This is a genomic window from Flavobacterium limnosediminis JC2902, from assembly GCF_000498535.1.
GTDB classification, from domain to species: Bacteria; Bacteroidota; Bacteroidia; order Flavobacteriales; family Flavobacteriaceae; genus Flavobacterium; species Flavobacterium limnosediminis.
In genome coordinates, this window is sequence record NZ_AVGG01000022.1 from 1 (window position 1) to 18,068 (window position 18,068).

17 protein-coding genes are annotated in these 18,068 nt (G+C 35.0%); all 17 read right to left on the reverse strand.

Features of this window, described 5'->3' with window-relative positions:
- Positions 1-71 precede the first annotated feature (71 nt).
- The 17 genes from FLJC2902T_RS14165 to neuB all read right to left on the reverse strand — a co-directional run bounded on the left by FLJC2902T_RS14165 (position 72) and on the right by neuB (position 18,029).
- Complete coding sequence (locus FLJC2902T_RS14165) at positions 72-1,277, reverse strand: glycosyltransferase family 4 protein (RefSeq protein WP_035678950.1); 1,206 nt, start codon at positions 1,275-1,277, stop codon at positions 72-74.
- Positions 1,274-2,272, reverse strand: coding sequence for a glycosyltransferase family 2 protein (locus FLJC2902T_RS14170; protein WP_035679001.1), 999 nt, complete (start codon positions 2,270-2,272; stop codon positions 1,274-1,276). Before FLJC2902T_RS14170 ends, FLJC2902T_RS14165 begins: the two co-directional genes overlap by 4 nt.
- Before the next feature lie 4 nt (positions 2,273-2,276).
- Complete coding sequence (locus FLJC2902T_RS14175; RefSeq protein WP_035678953.1) at positions 2,277-3,818, reverse strand: glycosyltransferase family 2 protein; 1,542 nt, start codon at positions 3,816-3,818, stop codon at positions 2,277-2,279.
- Entirely contained in the window at positions 3,818-4,966 is a 1,149-nt protein-coding gene (locus FLJC2902T_RS14180) for a glycosyltransferase family 4 protein (protein ID WP_035678955.1), read from the reverse strand. The genes FLJC2902T_RS14175 and FLJC2902T_RS14180 overlap by 1 nt, the downstream gene beginning before the upstream one ends.
- A complete protein-coding gene (locus FLJC2902T_RS14185) occupies positions 4,963-6,039 on the reverse strand; it encodes a glycosyltransferase family 4 protein (protein WP_245594757.1) in 1,077 nt (358 codons plus the stop codon). The genes FLJC2902T_RS14180 and FLJC2902T_RS14185 overlap by 4 nt, the downstream gene beginning before the upstream one ends.
- Before the next feature lie 5 nt (positions 6,040-6,044).
- On the reverse strand, positions 6,045-6,857 hold the full coding sequence (locus FLJC2902T_RS14190; RefSeq protein WP_035678961.1) for a hypothetical protein: 813 nt from the start codon (positions 6,855-6,857) through the stop codon (positions 6,045-6,047).
- The gene (locus FLJC2902T_RS14195) at positions 6,854-7,699 is read right to left on the reverse strand and encodes a class I SAM-dependent methyltransferase (RefSeq protein ID WP_245594758.1); all 846 of its coding nucleotides are present in this window, start codon (positions 7,697-7,699) and stop codon (positions 6,854-6,856) included. Before FLJC2902T_RS14195 ends, FLJC2902T_RS14190 begins: the two co-directional genes overlap by 4 nt.
- Before the next feature lie 652 nt (positions 7,700-8,351).
- Entirely contained in the window at positions 8,352-9,743 is a 1,392-nt protein-coding gene (locus FLJC2902T_RS14210) for a hypothetical protein (protein WP_023580503.1), read from the reverse strand.
- A 6-nt stretch (positions 9,744-9,749) separates the two neighbouring features.
- Positions 9,750-10,583, reverse strand: coding sequence for a GNAT family N-acetyltransferase (locus tag FLJC2902T_RS14215; protein ID WP_035678968.1), 834 nt, complete (start codon positions 10,581-10,583; stop codon positions 9,750-9,752).
- On the reverse strand, positions 10,583-11,566 hold the full coding sequence (locus tag FLJC2902T_RS14220; protein WP_035678971.1) for a polysaccharide deacetylase family protein: 984 nt from the start codon (positions 11,564-11,566) through the stop codon (positions 10,583-10,585). The genes FLJC2902T_RS14215 and FLJC2902T_RS14220 overlap by 1 nt, the downstream gene beginning before the upstream one ends.
- A 610-nt stretch (positions 11,567-12,176) precedes the next feature.
- Entirely contained in the window at positions 12,177-12,362 is a 186-nt protein-coding gene (locus tag FLJC2902T_RS16440; RefSeq protein WP_023580505.1) for a glycosyltransferase family protein, read from the reverse strand.
- 13 nt (positions 12,363-12,375) lie between these two features.
- Positions 12,376-12,771, reverse strand: coding sequence for a glycosyltransferase (locus FLJC2902T_RS16445; RefSeq protein WP_023580506.1), 396 nt, complete (start codon positions 12,769-12,771; stop codon positions 12,376-12,378).
- Positions 12,772-12,926: 155 nt separating this feature from the next.
- Positions 12,927-13,841, reverse strand: a complete 915-nt coding sequence (locus FLJC2902T_RS14240) for a hypothetical protein (protein WP_023580507.1) — start codon at positions 13,839-13,841, stop codon at positions 12,927-12,929.
- Positions 13,842-13,845: 4 nt separating this feature from the next.
- The gene (locus FLJC2902T_RS14245) at positions 13,846-15,297 is read right to left on the reverse strand and encodes an MBOAT family O-acyltransferase (RefSeq protein WP_035678976.1); all 1,452 of its coding nucleotides are present in this window, start codon (positions 15,295-15,297) and stop codon (positions 13,846-13,848) included.
- Positions 15,287-16,417, reverse strand: coding sequence for a UDP-N-acetylglucosamine 2-epimerase (gene neuC / locus FLJC2902T_RS14250; RefSeq protein WP_023580509.1), 1,131 nt, complete (start codon positions 16,415-16,417; stop codon positions 15,287-15,289). The genes FLJC2902T_RS14245 and neuC overlap by 11 nt, the downstream gene beginning before the upstream one ends.
- A 209-nt stretch (positions 16,418-16,626) precedes the next feature.
- Positions 16,627-16,839 (reverse strand): GIY-YIG nuclease family protein, encoded by a 213-nt coding sequence (locus FLJC2902T_RS14255; protein ID WP_316929382.1) that lies wholly within the window; start codon positions 16,837-16,839, stop codon positions 16,627-16,629.
- Positions 16,840-16,988: 149 nt separating this feature from the next.
- Positions 16,989-18,029, reverse strand: coding sequence for an N-acetylneuraminate synthase (neuB, locus tag FLJC2902T_RS14260; protein ID WP_023580510.1), 1,041 nt, complete (start codon positions 18,027-18,029; stop codon positions 16,989-16,991).
- Between the last annotated feature and the right edge of the window lie 39 nt (positions 18,030-18,068).

Here is an 18,068-nt window from a genome sequence, read left to right on the forward strand (position 1 = left end):
TCCCTTCTCCCTTCTCCCTTTTCCCTTTTCCCTTTTCCCTTTTCTATCTTCTATCTTCTATCTTCTATTTTCTATTTTCCCTCCTCACTCCTCACCAACTTCTCAATCTCCTCCTCAAAATAATCCAGAGTATATTGCCGCGACCAATGTAACGCTTTTTTTGCTTTTTGGGAATAGTTGTCCGCATCTTCAATACAAGTCACCAATTGTTCAACATCTACATCCTCATCCATCTTTAAAACAATCCCCCTGCTCCCATTATCCATCATATACGATACACAAGAGACTGGAGTAGCCACAGGAACACATCCCCAAAACATCGCTTCCGCCACTACCTTTGGCCAACCCTCACTCTTGGAAGGTAGCACCAGAAAATGACTTTCCTGATAAGCCCTCTTAATGGTTTCAGATGTCTGATTCCCCTGCAACACTATACGGTTGCCCAATCCTTTTTCTTTCATATACGCTTCCAACACAGATCGCAGCTTCCCTTCCCCATACAAATCCAAACACACAGGATAGCCTAAATCCATCAACCCCTCTACCAACTGCACCGCATATAACGGCCGTTTCCCTTCGGACAAGGTACCCACAAATAAAAACCGGATACTATCCACATCCCTCAGGCCTGAATTTTGGTTTTCGTAATTTGAATTCTGACTTTCATAATTTGGAATTCCTAATTTAGAATCCGTAATTCCTAATTTGTAATTTGTAATTTCCTGATTACTATAAGAAGCCGTAAAAAAAGACTTAATATTCTCACTACTTCCCTCCCATTCCCCATACACTAACACCTTCATGTTTCGGGTCAGAAAAGTATTGGATAAAATCCACTTTTGCAAACGGTAACTCAACGGCTGCTTCGCATTCGGATCCCAATTACCGGCATATTTGGCCGTTTTGGGAGTATTAGGAAATAAAACCTGTACCAGACAGCCCAACAGCCCGACATTGCCGGGACAACGAAGATGGATATGATCCGCTTTTCGCATGGCCAAAAAAAGCACCCATAAAATGCGGGGAAAATTCACAAAAGCAGTAACAGTATTTTTAAAAGAAGTGAATGAAAAAGAACGGATAGGCTTAAAACTAAGTTGATCATGTTCGTAGGAAAGATAAATAGCATCATCCGTTACTGGCTGTAAAGGAGCAACGACAGTAATTTCCTGCGCATACTTAATCCAGATGTTCATCTCGCGCACATAAGGACCGTATCCAAAATACTGTCCCTCTTTTTTTTCGTGAACAACATGGGTGATTATGGTAAAATTCATTGTTCCTGAGGTTTATAAAACAACAAACTGCCCCAACCCGACAATCTTCCGAGAGTCTCTGTAAGAGCCTTTTTCCGATCTGATTTGGTAAACACATTACTCATTCGGATAAAAGTAAGTAGTAACGTTATCGCATGCCACTTTAATTGAGCTTTTAGGGATGGGTTTGGATATTTTACACGCCACACATACCATCCGTTACGAACAACCATTTTACCGTAATGATATTGATTTGGCCTTCCGGATGGTGCATGAAAATGCCCTAAACGGGCCGAGGTGTTAACGAATAGTTTTCCTTGTTTCGAAAGTCTAAGGGTAAAATCAGCGTCTTCATATAATCCGTAACCTTCAAAATAGGTAGAAAACTGAAGCGAATCAAAAACATCTTTACGAAAAGAAGACACCCCTCCCATCAACTGCTCAACTTCATACACTTTACCCGAAGGTGGCAAAAAACTAATACTACGTCCATGGGAAAAAGCCGGTAAAAATCCTGGAGGGCAATTACTGTCAAGTCCTAGTTTCTTACGCCATACAAAACGGGATCCTTCGTTCCTTTTAAATCCGTCATAATAAAATTCATGGTTTTTGGGAGCATAATTACGCTCAACCTGTGTCCAATTGACTTCATTGGTAATATACCCACCTACCCCTAATGCTTCTGGGTACAGTTGGTATGTATTTATAATTTCTTCAAAATAATTGCCTTCCAAAACAGTATCGTCATCCAAAAAACAAACAATTTCCGAAGTAGCGGCTACCTTGGCAATACCATAATTACGCTGCTTGGTTAATCCTCGGTGTTCTGGTGTGACTTTATGATAGCTTAAATCTTTAAACAAATTTTCACGCAACATAACAGCGGTAGTCTCATCCGGAGAACCGTCAATAATTAAAATTTCATCTGGATACAGCGATTGTTCTTTTACGGAATGTAATAGCTTTAGCAAAGGCAGAGCCCTTTTGTAAGTGCATATTACTAATGAAAAACTCATTTTATTATTTGGTCCTTTTTCCAAGTGCAACTAATTTTTTTGCGTAAAAAACAGATTTGTTAAACTGCAAAATACGATAAGGCAACTTAATTAATTTTAAAGGTATCTCCCATACCTTTCCTTTTGAAAAATACAAAACAAAATATTTTACTCGGTATTCATAAAAAGCACTTTTATCAAATTGCTTTTGAATAAGATACATTATGGTTGGACTCGGAACCGGGCGTATCCTTTTTACAGGCGTATCCAATTCCCAGGGCTGTTGTTTTCGTTTTTTACCGAGTATTTTTGCCTGATTCCCCCAAAAACGGTATCCTCCGGCTGGCGGTTTTAAATGCAGGTTTGCCGCGAATGGATTGAATAAAACAGTCACTCCAATTTTTACGAGTGACATTCCAAAATCACCATCCTCACCATAACCACCATCATAATTAATATCATTCCCTTCCAGAAGAGAAACAAACTCTCTTTTAACACAAGAATTCGCATTACTGAAATTAGGCGTCGCCCCAACTTTCCAACGCGCATTCCCTAAGGCAGCTAATTTTATATCTAAATCCTCGAGTGTTTGTTTTTGATGATCTGCTCTAATGTCTAAACCGTTACAGGCACCTGCTTTGTAGGTCTGTAACAAACGAATATGGTTTTCAATAAAATCGGATGGTATGCGAATATCATCATCCCCAAAAACGATATAGTCTCCTGAACATAATTCAATAGCTTCATTTCTGGCACGACAACTCCCCTTTGTGGTTTGCCAGTTAAAAATGACTTCAAACGGGTATTGCTTTTCATTATACAACTGTTCGTCTCTTTTATCCTCAGGTGTGGCATCCACAACAATTACCTGAGAAGGCAAATAGGTTTGCTTTTTTAAATCTTCGAGTAACGTCAATGTAAAATCTTGGCGCAACATTGTTGGAATTATATAACTCACACTCGGTTTTCCAACAATTTCGTTAAGTTTTCGCGGTGCAATTAAAGGGTAGTTATTTCTTATTTCGTACTTTTTTGCCTCGAGTAAAGCGTCCCATTCTGAAACTTTCCAAAACCCTTTTCGAAAGTTCATATAAACAGCATGCTCTGGTTTGAAATTTTTCCTAAAAAAAACATGCCGCTCTTTTGCAGTAATCGATTTTAGGTCATTTGTGGTCTCCTTATAGAGTCCCTTTACATATAAAGGAATTCCTCCGGAATTTTTCAACAGATTATAACCGAAATCCAAAGCTTGCAACGATTCATTGGTAAGTTCATTATCAAAACCGCCAATTGCTTCCCATACCGATTTACGGACTGCAAAGTTATTCGGATTTATTCGCCAGCTGATACATTCCTCCAAATCATCAAAATCATGAACATACCAGGAAAATACTACAGCAAAGTAAACAATTTCAGGAAATGCATTTTTGTACCCCTGTTCAAAAGAACTATGCCACACATCGGCAGCACCAAACGATAATTGTTCCAACTTATCAAGATCGGGACAGCCTGTGTAGAAAATCTCCTCACCTTTTGAGTTGGTATGTATTTTAAAAGGACTCTTCATTATTTAACTGTTACTTTTTGATAAAAAGCTATGGATTGTGATGCTATTTTAGTGTTTGCGAAAGTTTTGGCCACCTTAGCGCACGCATTCTCTCCAATTCTTTTATTACACTCTTGGTTTATCAATAACTTTAAAATGGCGTTTGCATAGTCTTGATGTGATTTTGGGTCTACCAACAATCCTTCTTTGCCGTCAGAAATCACTTCGGGGCCCCAGCCTATATCAGAAGCTACTATTGCTTTTTTCATGGCCATAGCCTCCAGCCAGGAAACCGGTAAGGCCTCGGCAAAGCTTGGAAACACACAAACAGTTGCTTTTGCGATATGACCTCGAACCTCTTCATAAGGCACTCCTCCAATATACTGCACTTGTTTTAATGCTTCTTCCGAAAACAGCTTTTGCATCATTTTCCAGGTTGATCCGTTTCCGGAAACAACATCGCTGGAATCCCTACCCACCAAAATTAATTTGGCATCAGGTTGCTTCACAACAACTTCATTAAAAATATGTGGCAATTCCAATAATCCTTTTTTTCGTATGAGGGTGCCAAAATACAAAATCGTTTTTGTTTCCGGTTCCATAGTATTGGATATTTGGAAATTTTCCGGATTTATTCCATTTGGAATTATAGTAAAGGGAATTTGCAGACCAAACAACTCATTTGTTTTTATAGCTGTAAACTGACTGACAGAAATGTGTCCGTCTGCCCTTAGTAAAGCTTTTTTTTCATGAAAACGATTCCACCACTTAACGGGACGTTCGTCTAAATGACAAAAATAAGTATCGCTACCGTTCAACCGAATCACGACAGGGCATTTTTTAGGCTGGATAAATGAAGTTATCCCAGTCCAGTCGGGAGCCTCTATCAAATCAATCTGCTTTTCTTGGTAAAGCAGATTGATGATTTTCTCGATCTTCTTCCGGGTAAAATACCACGATAACCCTTTTATTTTGACGTTTTTTATTCGCTGAATAACTATTCCGTTATCCTGAAAAACACCTTCTTCCTTTTGCCCGTAAACCAAAATCCGGGCTTCATGCCCTAAATGAACCAGGCTTTCCGCTAAATTTTTTATACTGGTACCAATACCTCCTGAATTTCCGGTTTTCGGATGCGGATATTCCGGTGTTAAGAATGCTATTTTCATAATAATGCAATATGTTCTTTCACCATTTTTTGAATTGAAAATTGTTCTTCAATAAGTACACTGGTATCCTGAATTATACGCAACTTACCAATAAAAACACTCTCTAAAATTTCGCTTAGTCTGTTAATGTCCTGCGGTGGAAAAATAAATCCGTTTTCACCGTTTTTGATCACTTCTTCGTTACCTCCAACGGACGTCGTAATAACGGGAACGTTAGCGCTCAGACTCTCCAACACTGAGAGGCTAAAACATTCCATATGCGTGGGCTGTAGCAAATAATCGTATTGATTATATATTTCAAACAAATTGGAACGGCTACCTTTAAACGAGAATGTTTCTTCCAAATTATATTTACGCACTAATTCTTCTAACTGCTTTTCGTAATTTCCCGTTCCGTAAACATCAATCTTTAATTTACACATACAGTTTTCAGGTAGTTTACTTACAGCTTCAATTAAATCTTGGATTCCCTTTGGATATCCAAGATTACTTGCTACCAAAAAAGTAGGATGAACAAAATTCCGAAAAGTTCTCTTTTCAAATAATCCTGTATTTATCCCATTATAAACCAAAACTGTTTTTGTCTTTATTTGTTTCCCGAAATCATCTACTAATAAGTTAGTAGTGTATTTTGAAACTGCCACAAAAACGTCTATGTGTTTGCTAAAAAGAAATCCTTTAATTCTTTTTAATACTGTTTTTTTTAATGGATATCCATTTAATGGTCTTGCATTATGATCTACAGCTATTACTTTACAGGTAAAATTTGTTTTTATTTTCTTAAAAAAAGGAGTACATAGTTCTAAAAAGTGAGTAATCACCACATCAAAGACTATTTTAGTATTGGTGATATACTTCAGAAAAAGAGCTTCAATACTTTGATCTTCTGCAGAAATAATGGTAAGATTATTATACTCACCATGATCACTTTCATTAGGAAAAAACCAAATCACCTCATACCCCATTTGTTTGCATTCCTTGTCAAACAACCAATAAAAATGGTCCATACCCCCAACTCGTTCAGACATGAGGCGGTAATTACACAGTACTGCTATTTTTTTTTGGGTTTTCAAGAAGCCTATTTTTTATAGATTTTTTCTAATTTCATCTCAACACGTCTTTTCTGCTTTCTCAAAAAACGTTTTATGAAAAACAAATTATCCTTCCAAATAATAGGCTCCTCATAATTTGAAGGATGAAATGTTAATAAATCGAATACTTTGTCTATTCTCACGGTATGCTTTTTGTTGTTTCCATAAGACCTCGCATACCACGTATGATAAAATAATTTTTTGTTATCTGGAGTGTAAGCTAATGTGGTTATCTTATCTTCAAATGGTGCTTCCGATTCTAAAAAAAGGATCTTTTCCCCTTTTCTACGTAACCAAAAATAAAAACAATAATAAGGTTCATAAAGACTCATCACATCATATTTCTCTCCCATTTTAGCATAGTCCTCTTCAAATTCATTTTCTAAGATATAATGATTTTTTTTAACTTCTACTTTATTCCAAATAGATTTTAATTTTTTTAAATTGACTATTGAAAAAAAAGTATTAATCAAATAAGGACTGTACGTTCTATTGGGTATATCACCACCATCTCTAACTCCACTTAGTATAAAATTATTTTCTAACATATAATCCATCGTTTTGTAAATACCTTCAGGATATAAAAACAAAACATCTTCATCTGCCATTATCAGCCAATCTACATCCAATGCCTCGAATTTTTCCATCATAAAATAGATACTATCAATACCAAACATGCCTTCACGACCATCAATAACATATTTTTGAATTCCTGCTGGAAAATATTGAGAACTTTTCTTGTATAAATCCCAATTAATCACTGTCGTTAATATAACTATTTTAGATTTATCGTACATCATCGCGAAATCTTATTGTAATTAGAAGGTTCAATATTTGCTCCCTTATGAATAAAAATCATATTATGAAAGAAATGCATAGCAACTATATTTTTATCATAATAGTTAGGTTCATAATTTTCAATTTCAAATTCCATAAAGTTTAAGGCCTCTATCTTATTTTTAAAATATTCATAAATTGTACCCTTCGTATTAAAATCAGTAGAAGTCCCTCCATATTGGCTCCAATAGGAGGTTTGAGTATCTTCAACAACATAATAGCCTCCCTTTTTTAATTTTGGAAATAAATATTCAAAGGATTGAATAACGTGTTCATTGATATGACTACCATCATCAATAATTAAATCAAATTCACCTACTTCTTTACATATGCTATTTAATAAATCAGTGTCAACCTGACTCCCTTTATAAATCTTAATTCGATTTTCTTGAAGTTTTGACTTATCAAAAATATCAATGGAATAAATCTTCGAGAAAGGAAAATAAGACTTCCACATTCGTAATGAATTTCCACCTCTAATAGGATCATCATACCCTCCTACTCCAATCTCTAAAACATTCATTCTTCTAAATTTAAACTTTTTAAAAAAATGTTGGTAGTGAGGGGTATAATAATGTCCTCCAAATTTATCTGTACGGTGGATTTGAGCTAATTTATTCAAATTGAATGGATAAAAAAAAGCCATAATTGTACGTAACTTATATCTTAACAAAAGTTTTTTCTCTGTAGTCAATTTATTTTTAAAAAAATTCGTCATTCCATTATTTTTTTTTACAAAGTTTTCTATTGCTTCTACTATTCTCTTACTAGTACCTTCTAATAGTGCTCCTATTTGCTTTTCCAACAATTCTTTTTCATGGGAAAAGTTCCAAAATCCTTTAGCGCTGAAATTAAATCCTGAATTCCCTTTTCCAGTCTTAAATTAGAGGTAACAATATAGTTATTTGTCTTACGATAATTCTTCTTAACATGGTATTTATTAACATCAATCTCATTAAAAATTACTCTGATTTTTCCAGATACCTGATTCCCAAAGTCAATCACTAAACATTTTCGTGTATTTTTCAGAAACACAAACAAATACATCAATGTAGTTCGCATCCCCCCCTTAATCCGTTTATTGATTCTCTCTTTTAAGGGATGCCCCTCAACAGGCCTCCGATTAATATCAACAGTAATTACTTTACCGGTAAAACTTGTTTTTATTTAAAAAAAAAATGAGTACATAGTTCTAAAAAATGAGTGATTATTACATCAAAGTCTATTTTAGTCTCGTTTATATAATCCAAAAAAAAGCCCTCAACACTTTGACCCTTTGCAGAAACAATAGATAGATTGCTATATTCTCCGTCACTGCTTTCACTGGGAAAAAACCAAATTACTTCGTAATCCATTTCCTTACATTCCTTGTCAAACAACCAATAAAATCGGTCCATACCCCTACACGTTCTGGCATGAGGCCATAATTACAGAGTACAGTTATTTTTTCTCTTCCATTAACACCAGTTTTTTAAAGTCATGGCAATTCTTTTACTAGTATTTAGCAATGGCTTACCTATCTGCAATTTGATTAGTTCTTTTTGTTCAGCTATTTTTTGATCAGGATTTGTTAAACAATACTCTATAGCCGATAAATATTCAAGTTCATTTTTTGCTAAATTAATAGCTCCACTTTTCACAACATAATCTAAATGTGCATATTTTAAAAACTTCTGATCATCAAACATTCCATTTTCCTCATTTCCAAATACTGGATTAATAACAGGTACATCAAATAAAAAAGAATCTAGAGTTATAGTTGACAAAACGTTTATACATAAATCACTATAAGCCAACATTGCTCTAAGATTTACAACGTCTTCCATTGAGGGAATTCTTTGACTCCACGACTCCTGATGATTCGAACGAGATAATTTCCAGTCAGGAAAGTTCCAAATAATAAAAGGATATTTTGAAACAATATGCTGAAATCTTGTTGGTTCTTCAGCCGGTGATGTTCTAACGATAATATTTACATTTTTGCTAAGTTTCTTATTAACCACAAAAGATGCTAAAAGTTCCAAATAAAAAGGATCATTTTCGCTGCTTGCATCATTACATGTAAATAGAATTGTTTTTTTACCCAAGTCTAATTTAAACTTTTGAAAAAAGTCTGCTTTTGAAAGATAGTATCTATCCAAAATATAAGGTTCAAATTGCGGGGTTCCAACGACATCAACTTTATCTTGCTTAACAGACTGATAAAAATGAAGTAATTCCTGTTTCATAAAATCGCTCCACACCAAATAATAATCAAAATTACCGGCCATCCTTCCTTTTGACGCTAAATTATCCCAACTGAAGATAAAGGCAGTTGTTTTTACATTCAATTGCTCTGCGGCATAAATTAATGGAGCGATATAGGGTGGTCGTTGGTGGGTAAAAAACAAGATATCTATATCATACTCCCTTAACAACTTTTTGTAGCATAATGTGATCGGATGAGATTTAAAAGTTTGCTGTTGCCATTTGTTATAACGCAGAATCCATTTTTCAGAATGAAACCAATCAGACCACTTTATTAATAATCTCGTGGCATACCCTCTTGGTGTTTTTGTTTTAGAATTATTTGTATTGAGATTATCAATTATTCCAAAATTTCCATTTTTATGCAATTGCAAATGTCCCAATTCTTTAGCTTTCCTAAAAAACCAAGTCTTAAAGTTCTCTTGAAAAACATCAAGCTCTATTATTGTACATTTTAAATTAAAATTTGCATAAACCTCTTTGGGTAAACAGGAAAAAACAATGACATTATCAAATTGCTTTTGTGCTTCAGTGATAAAATCGCTTAAAATAAAATTTCGATAACCTACTCCATCGGTTATAACTACTCCTAAATTCCTCATAGTTTTCTATAAACTCCCTATTCTTCCATGATCAGAAAACGACCGGTGTACAACTAACTCTCGATCTAAAATATCTTCTGAAAGGAAGGTAATATCACAAAAATATCCTTTCTCTATGGGATCCAATCTCCAGGGCACAATACTCTTGAAATCTAAAACCCAACCGTTTTTTTCCAAATCTTTGGACTTCAAATCATTCCAAGAAGTGATATAGTCCATCCATAAATACCCCAATCCCCAAACTTGTTGTTCTAACAAAGAAAGACTTTCAATATCAACCACACGCAGCCCCCCATTTTTTTCCTGACTTACGGCAGTAGACCCATCATCGAGTTTAATGCCCTTAATTGAAGGTTGTTCAAAATAATGCCCCTCCTTAATAACAAAATTATCAACATCAACAGATATTTCCTTACAGATATTCTCAAAAGTAATCTCCGAAACATCAGGGTTTATTTTTACATAGCGAACCAAATCATGATAACGGTACCATCTCATATTTCTATATAATCCAAGACCCGCTTCATTAGCCGCAGTAGCTGCTAAAGGATAATATTCTCTTGCAAGAGCATATAGTTTTCCTAAAATCCCTTTACCCCTGCATTCTTCATCAAGGTAGGCATTGATAATCCATGCAATACCTCCTCCAAAGTTGGCACCGATATGACCTACAATTTTACCATTGTCATTTAAACAAATAAAAGAGCGTCCGTATTTTTCATCACCAAACTGCCATATCCAGAAATTTTTATTCTGCAGCGGATGATTTTTTCTGTAAATCCTCAAAAAAAATTCTTGCAAATTTTCCCAATCACTTAGATTTGCTTCTCTTGTAATCATTACTTTATATAGTTTTTTCCTCCGGGCAAATCATTGCAATCGAAACGATTCATCAATAATCTATTAATACCTTTTGTATTTGTACCTCTTTTAGTTGTAAAGCCTGCCTGATAACCAATAGTTTTAGCTATCGAAGCCACTTCATCCGTACAGGCCTCATCTGTACCATATGGATAAGCTGTCATATTGATGATTGAATCGGTCAATTTTTCAAAATATAATTTTGAATTACTCAGTTCAAAACGAATTTCCTGCGCATCTAATAATCCAACGGGAAAATGACTGTGAGTATGACTTCCCAAATATCCTCTTTTAGCTAAATCAATAATATTTTCCTCGTTCATATAAAGCTCATCTAAAACTGTATTTTCATCAAAATGCAAATCAAAAATACTTTTAATAATCGCTTCCTGCGTTCGAAAATCTAATTTAAAATTTAATAAATATTTAAGCGTTGCACTTTTATCATCATCATACCTGTAAATTTCTTTTGCCCTGATTGCATCAACGTCATTTAAAACATCCATCTTAAAACAAGCCAATTGCTCTAAAAAAACATTAGGAGCTAAAATGGAACGCAACAAATGAATTTTATGAACGGTACTTACCTTTTTTTCTTCAAAATTTCTTGAATTGGCAAAGAAAATGGCCGGAATATCCAATTCCTCTAAAATTGGTAACGCATGATCAAATTGTTCTTTCAAACCGTCATCAAATGTTACGAAAAGATAATTATCATTAGAGGATAAAACTGAATCCAAATTAGTAATTAATTCGTTAGACGTTATAAAATCGCCTATTTTTTTAAGCAATTTCAACTGATTTTCAAACTGCGGGGGGGTCACTCCAAATATACTTGGGTAATTCGAGGTATAACTTTCCCTTATATAGTGATAATTACTTACTGTTAACATTTTATATATAACTAAACTGTTTTTTTGAACTTGAGCGACCAAATATCGTTTTTTTTCAACAATCAGCATGGTTTTAAAATTATATTTCTATATAAAATTTAATTTTTGGGTTTTATTTTTGAAACAGCTTAATCCTTAAAAATTACTTTTTACACATCTAATTCATAGCACATCGGGAGTTGGATATGGAAATAAAATTATAGTTCAAGTTAAGCAACACTTTTTGTGATTACTATTTCATCTATTAAATTCTTCTATTGTTTTGTAATTAAAGGCAATAAGTCTTCTTTTTTATACCTAATTAATTCCGATAAAATTCCTTCTGCCTAAATAGAGAACTACTCATTATTGTTACAAACCGCATCAATGATATAAGAAGGTCTGTTTTTGGACTGATCGAAAATTTTCCCCAATAAATATCCACCACACCTACAACTGTAATGATGGTTCCAGATAAAAACCAGATGGATACAATCAGTGAACTGTACCCCATCACTTTAATTTCTCCTATACTGCATCTGTAGATGGTATAAAACCCCAATACCACGAAAATAAACGACATCAATAGTCTAAATTTCACAAAAAGCTTCAACGGTTTATTGGAAAAGAAAAGTATGGTGTTAAAAGCAAGGCTTAACAATTTAGAAAAAGTATAGCTGGAAGCACCTGAATGACGCTGTTAATGTTCCACAGCAACGGTTGCCTTACTGAAACCTACCCAGTTTACAAATAATGGAAATGATTTGATAGTGTCGTTCATTCTCAGTACTTCCATAATTACTTTTCGGTTATAAATTCCAAAATTAGCGCCAGAGGAATCAAATTGGGTATCGGTTAAATAGCTGTAAATAACCGAGAATAGCATTGAAGAAAGTTTCTTAAAAAACCATCCTGTCGGTTCTTTCTGTTGGCCAAAACCACATCATAGCCTTCCAAAGTCTTATTGTATTATTTAACAACTTCCTTGGGTTGGTCCTGCAAATCGCAATCCAGTACCACAACCCACTCACCTGAAACCTGAAAAAGCCCTGCCTTGAGGTGGGATGCTGCTCGAAATTCCGGCTCAGCTTCATGCTTTGTACATGCGGACGCTTTTCAGAAATTCGCTTCATGATCTCCCAACTGTTGTCCGGACTTCCGTCGTCAACCATTATAACCTCATAAGTCATACTGATTTCCATCATTACCTTATCGATTTCATCAATCAACGTGTCAAGTATTTTTTCGGCTTTGTAAACCGGAATCGCAAATGAAATCATTGGATTAATATCCATTCTTATTAAACTATTAATGAAGAATTCTGAAAAGTTCTTAAATGTATTAAAAAACTCCCCCAATAGTAAACGAAAAGGATTTATTAATATTTAAGAGACCATAAAGTTCTAAACTTTTTGAATGATTTAATTACCATATCGTTTCTTTAAAGATTTTAAAGTAACGGTTTTAAAAAAACAGCCGTAAAATATTCGACTCCTTTTGTATTCATATGATGGTGATCATAATAGTATTTTGGAATTAAAACCGATTCAGAAAAATCATAAAAATCAACACCTTGTTTTTTCTTTAATTTTTGTGCAAAATTAACAACAAGATTATGCTCCGGCCACTTTCCAAATAAAGCAGGAGGAATAATCATAACAATAAATGAATTATGCTTTTTTGCTGTTTTAATAATTTTTTCTACGCCGATACATGATTTAGTGAACCTTTCTACATTAATATTTCTTCCATGTACAAGCTGCATTCCTTTTCTGACTGCCTCCATATCTACCTCTACCAGAGAATCTTTTTTACCTATTGTATGATTAGGTTCTGAGTTTACCCATTTAGATTTTAGCTTACTTTGCATATACTGTACGATCCTTTCATACTTATTTTCAGAGTCAAAAGATAAATACTGACAGAAAAACTTAAGATCAAAAAGTTCTGAATCAAATGTATTGGACGAAAACGGAAGTTTTTCAGAAGTTAACATTGGAGGGGTTAGTATAAAAAAAACGGTATCAACTTTGTTTCCTTTTGAATAAAAATAATCTAAATAAAACAACTGCTCATTTATCCCACAAGCTCCTCCACCTTGTCCAATATTGATAATTTTCTTATTCAATATACTTTCTACTACTTCATGATTACCGTGTCTGGAAAAATTCCTTGCATGGGAAATCCCCATAAACATTAAATCATATTCCCGATTTGATTCAATAACTAATGTATTACTCTCGGTTTGCGAATTTCTAAATCCTTTCCTTTCCACATATTGCGATGTTGCTAATAAAACAACAATGAGAATTCCAAAAAAAATCACACCTACAATAAGGGTTCTGATAACAAACTTCTTAATCATACTATTAGAAAGCAAAATAAATAAACTCAGTTTTTGTTGTAACACCCCATATCATAATAGTCATAAAAATAAAAAAATACAATGTCCATTTTAAATAAAACGAAGTTGAATCTTTTATTTCTAAAGCATGATTATATGATCTGCCGATCCATTCTATCAATAAAAAAAATAGGATCAAAATTAATAACACTTTCGTCGAAAACTGATTTGAATTGAATTTCGGAATGGTAAATAAACTACTTGTAAAAATTCTTTTAATATAACTAAACGCACTATCCAAATCTTTAGCTCTAAAAAATATCCAAGCAAAGCACGTTATAGCAAATGTTATTATTATTTGAATTAATTCTCCTAAAGTTGAAAAATACTTCCCTTTGGCGACAACATCTAAATTATTCCTATTTGTGTTCAAAACAATAGACGGCATAATATACAGCGCATTCAACAATCCCCAAGCAATGAAGGTCCAATTCGCGCCATGCCAAAAACCACTAACTAAAAAAATAATGAATGTATTGCGTACTTTCATTAATGCTCCTCCCTGACTACCTCCCAAAGGAATATAAAGATAATCTCTAAACCATGTGGAAAGTGATATATGCCAACGACGCCAAAACTCAGCTATGTCTCTTGAAAAATAAGGATAATTGAAGTTTTTCAACAATTCAATTCCGAATAATCGGGAAGTCCCTAAAGCGATGTCGGAATACCCGCTGAAATCTCCGTAAATCTGAAAAGCAAACAATACCGCACCTAAAGCCAAGGTACTTCCGGAGTAGCTTTCAGGATTATCAAAAATAACATTAACATATTTAGCACAATTGTCAGCAATCACCACTTTTTTAAACAAACCCCATAAAATTTGTCTCAATCCGTCAACTGCTTTTGTGTAATCAAAATTCCGCCTCTTTTTTATTTGAGGTAATAAATGAGTCGCACGCTCAATAGGACCTGCCACCAACAAGGGAAAGTAACTTACAAAAAGCGAATAGTCCACAATATTGCGCTCAGGTTCGATACGGTTTTTGTAAATATCAATCACATAAGACAATCCGTGAAAGGTATAAAAGGAAATCCCGACAGGAAGAATTACCTGCAAAGTCCAAAAGTTAGCCTGAAATCCAAAACCGGACAACAAACCGGCAAACGATTCGGCAAAAAAATTGTAATATTTAAATATCCCCAGAAACCCGACATTAATACCTATACTAAGCCAAAACCAGAATTTCCTCATTCCGACAGTGGAGGCATCCTTCATTTTCAGTCCGGTATAGTAATCCAGCCCTGTGGAAAACATCAAAAGAAAGAGAAAACGCCAGTCCCAACAGGCATAAAAGTAATAACTGGCTGCTAAAAGAAATAAGTTCTGAAGTTTTAAGGACTTGTTGTTTACTCCCCAATAAATGGCAAATACTAACGGTAAAAAAACTAAATACTGTAGAGAATTAAAAAGCATATATATCTCTGAACTGTTTTTGATGATTCAATTGCCAAATATCGTTTTTTTCTAACGATTCCAAAAACAACTGGGCACTGTTTCCATTACCAAAATCACTTTTTGTTGGCTGTACTCTATGGCTGTCAATAATTATAAGAGCTTCAACAATACTTTTTTTATCATAATCAACATTAATAATATCGGCGTGAAGCGCACGATTTTGCTGACGAGTTCCGATATTAATAATGGGTAAACCGTAATAAGGTGCCTCACGGATACCGGCACTGCTGTTTCCGATTATGAACTGCGATTTTTTCAACAATACCAGAAAATACTCAAAACGCAAAGATGGAAACACTCTAAATCGTGAATTACCCTTAAGTTTTTCATAAGCCTTTAAAATGGCTGTACTTCCCAAATCGTTATTGGGAAAGATGACGACATAATTATGATTGTCTTCCAATAAAGCTTCCACAAAATTGTCCGCATACTGTTGCATAAATCTTGCTTCGGTCGTTACCGGATGGAACATGACGATAGCATAAGCATCAAAATTGATTTCATAATACTTTTTTGCTGTAGCCAAATCGGGAAGGTTATCAGAAAACATAATATCCACATCGGGAGAACCGATGGTAAAAACCGATTCCGACAATTCCCCCATTTGAATAAGTCGTTTTTTGGCCTGTTGATTGGAAACAAAATGAACATGACTCATTTTACTGGTGGAATGTCGGATAAGCTCGTCAATCGTACCGGAAACTTCGCCGCCTTCAATATGAGACACCAGAATATTATTCAGCGAACCCACTATAGCACCAGCCAAAGCTTCCACACGGTCACCATGAATCACGATCATATCGGGATTACAATCCTTAACATAGGCAGACAACCCTTTAATGGTTTTAGCCAACGTTAAATCCATGGTGGTTTCATGGGTATGGTTTTCAAAAATATGCACATTAGAAAACCCGCAACGCTCTATTTCCAGCAAAGTATAACCGTATTCCTGTTGCAGGTGCATCCCGGTAACAAACACAAAAACCTCAAAATCCGGATGGTTTTCCAGTATTTGAAGTAATGATTTTATTTTACCGAAATCCGCTCGGGTTCCTGTTAGAAATAGTATTTTTTTCATTCTTGCAATTATATTTATCTATTAAATAATAGTAGCTAGATTAGTTTTATTGTACTTTGTATCGAATCTCACCGTCAGTTCGAGTGATTTTGCACAATGAATTGGAGCAAAATTGTATCGAGAACTTCAGAAAATTAAAACTTCATCTTAGCCAAATTAACTAATGAATCAAAATCGCCATTAGTCAACGCTTCCTTTTTAGCTCTCGACTATTTTTTAATCTGCTCCTCCTTTTCTATTGCCAGATTGATATCAGTAAATTCACAATAAAACACTAACGCTATCGGCCTCCTTGTAAAAGTATAGCAATCTGGATAAAAACCGCTTTCATGTTGAAACAATCGTTGATTTAATTTACTGGTAACACCTGTATAATAACTGCTATCTGACCATTTTAGAATATAAACGTAGGATTGTTTCATGTCGCTTTTTTTTTTAAACAAATAAAGCCTCTCGATACATTTTTATGCCGTTACTCTCCATAAAAACACTCGAGGTGACGTCCTTAAAAATACCTCCGTCAGTTCAAATGATTTTGCGCAATGCAATGGAGAAAAATTGTATCGAGAACCTATTCCACATCCGAAAAATCCAATTGCTCATCATTTTCAATATCCCGAGTAGCTGTCTTACCCAAAAGCCTTTCAAAATGTTCGGCTAAAATCTTCCCGGTTCCTGGTCGCTTCACCCAAATGTTTTCTTTGGTAAAAACCTCCCCCTTTTTTATGGGTGCTATCGAACAAACAGTGGCAAAGGCAAAATCAATGGTCACCTGTTCCTCTGCAGCCGGTTTTTTGGTTCCTCCCCGCATTAAGGCTATTTCGGCGCTGTTTACAATCAGTTCTCTTGTAGCTTGTTCGTCCATACTGCAAACGATATCCGGACCGGTCCGACTCATGTGGTCCGTAAAATGACGTTCCAAAATAGAAGCCCCAAGGGCTACTGCCCCCAGACAAGCATTATTATTTAAAGTATGATCCGACAATCCGAAAACTTTATCCGGAAACGCATTGTGCATTTCCATCATGGCTCCGAAGCGCACCAGATGAATGGGAGTCGGATACAGATTAGTAGTATGTAGTAAAGCCACTGGAACGTTGTGCTTATCAAAAATGGCAACAGCCTTTCGAATGCTGTCGACAGTATTCATTCCAGTACTCAAAATGACCGGTTTCCCAAACGAAGCTATATGCTCCAATAACGGATAATTATTACATTCACCCGAACCAATCTTATAGGCTGGAATGTCAAATTTCTTCAGACGCTCGGCAGCGGCACGGGAGAAGGGTGTGGAAATGAAAATCATCCCTTTGCTTTCCACATAGTTTTTCAACTCCAATTCTTCCGATTCATCCAGAGCACAACGCTCCATAATTTCATAAATGGAAACATCTGCATTACCCGGGATTACCTTTTTGGCTGCCCCGCTCATTTCATCTTCCACGATATGAGTTTGATGTTTTACCACCTCAACACCGGCACGGAAAGCAGCATCTACAATTTCTTTTGCAACCTGAAGTGAACCTTCGTGATTGATTCCGATTTCGGCAATGACTAAAGGTGGGTAATCCAAACCGATTTTACGACCGGCAATTTCTATATATGGATTCATAGTCAAACTATCTATTTTTCTATTTTCTATTTTTCTATT

What these genes read in the sequence shown, in the direction of transcription:
- FLJC2902T_RS14165 (WP_035678950.1), bottom strand. Translation starts at nt 1,277, where the DNA reads ATGAATTTTACCATAATCACCCATGTTGTTCACGAAAAAAAAGAGGGA.
- FLJC2902T_RS14170 (WP_035679001.1), bottom strand. Translation starts at nt 2,272, where the DNA reads ATGAGTTTTTCATTAGTAATATGCACTTACAAAAGGGCTCTGCCTTTG.
- FLJC2902T_RS14175 (WP_035678953.1), bottom strand. Translation starts at nt 3,818, where the DNA reads ATGAAGAGTCCTTTTAAAATACATACCAACTCAAAAGGTGAGGAGATT.
- FLJC2902T_RS14180 (WP_035678955.1), bottom strand. Translation starts at nt 4,966, where the DNA reads ATGAAAATAGCATTCTTAACACCGGAATATCCGCATCCGAAAACCGGA.
- FLJC2902T_RS14190 (WP_035678961.1), bottom strand. Translation starts at nt 6,857, where the DNA reads ATGATGTACGATAAATCTAAAATAGTTATATTAACGACAGTGATTAAT.
- FLJC2902T_RS14210 (WP_023580503.1), bottom strand. Translation starts at nt 9,743, where the DNA reads ATGAGGAATTTAGGAGTAGTTATAACCGATGGAGTAGGTTATCGAAAT.
- FLJC2902T_RS14215 (WP_035678968.1), bottom strand. Translation starts at nt 10,583, where the DNA reads ATGATTACAAGAGAAGCAAATCTAAGTGATTGGGAAAATTTGCAAGAA.
- FLJC2902T_RS14220 (WP_035678971.1), bottom strand. Translation starts at nt 11,566, where the DNA reads ATGCTGATTGTTGAAAAAAAACGATATTTGGTCGCTCAAGTTCAAAAA.
- FLJC2902T_RS16440 (WP_023580505.1), bottom strand. Translation starts at nt 12,362, where the DNA reads ATGCTATTCTCGGTTATTTACAGCTATTTAACCGATACCCAATTTGAT.
- FLJC2902T_RS16445 (WP_023580506.1), bottom strand. Translation starts at nt 12,771, where the DNA reads ATGGATATTAATCCAATGATTTCATTTGCGATTCCGGTTTACAAAGCC.
- FLJC2902T_RS14240 (WP_023580507.1), bottom strand. Translation starts at nt 13,841, where the DNA reads ATGATTAAGAAGTTTGTTATCAGAACCCTTATTGTAGGTGTGATTTTT.
- FLJC2902T_RS14245 (WP_035678976.1), bottom strand. Translation starts at nt 15,297, where the DNA reads ATGCTTTTTAATTCTCTACAGTATTTAGTTTTTTTACCGTTAGTATTT.
- neuC (WP_023580509.1), bottom strand. Translation starts at nt 16,417, where the DNA reads ATGAAAAAAATACTATTTCTAACAGGAACCCGAGCGGATTTCGGTAAA.
- FLJC2902T_RS14255 (WP_316929382.1), bottom strand. Translation starts at nt 16,839, where the DNA reads ATGAAACAATCCTACGTTTATATTCTAAAATGGTCAGATAGCAGTTAT.
- neuB (WP_023580510.1), bottom strand. Translation starts at nt 18,029, where the DNA reads ATGAATCCATATATAGAAATTGCCGGTCGTAAAATCGGTTTGGATTAC.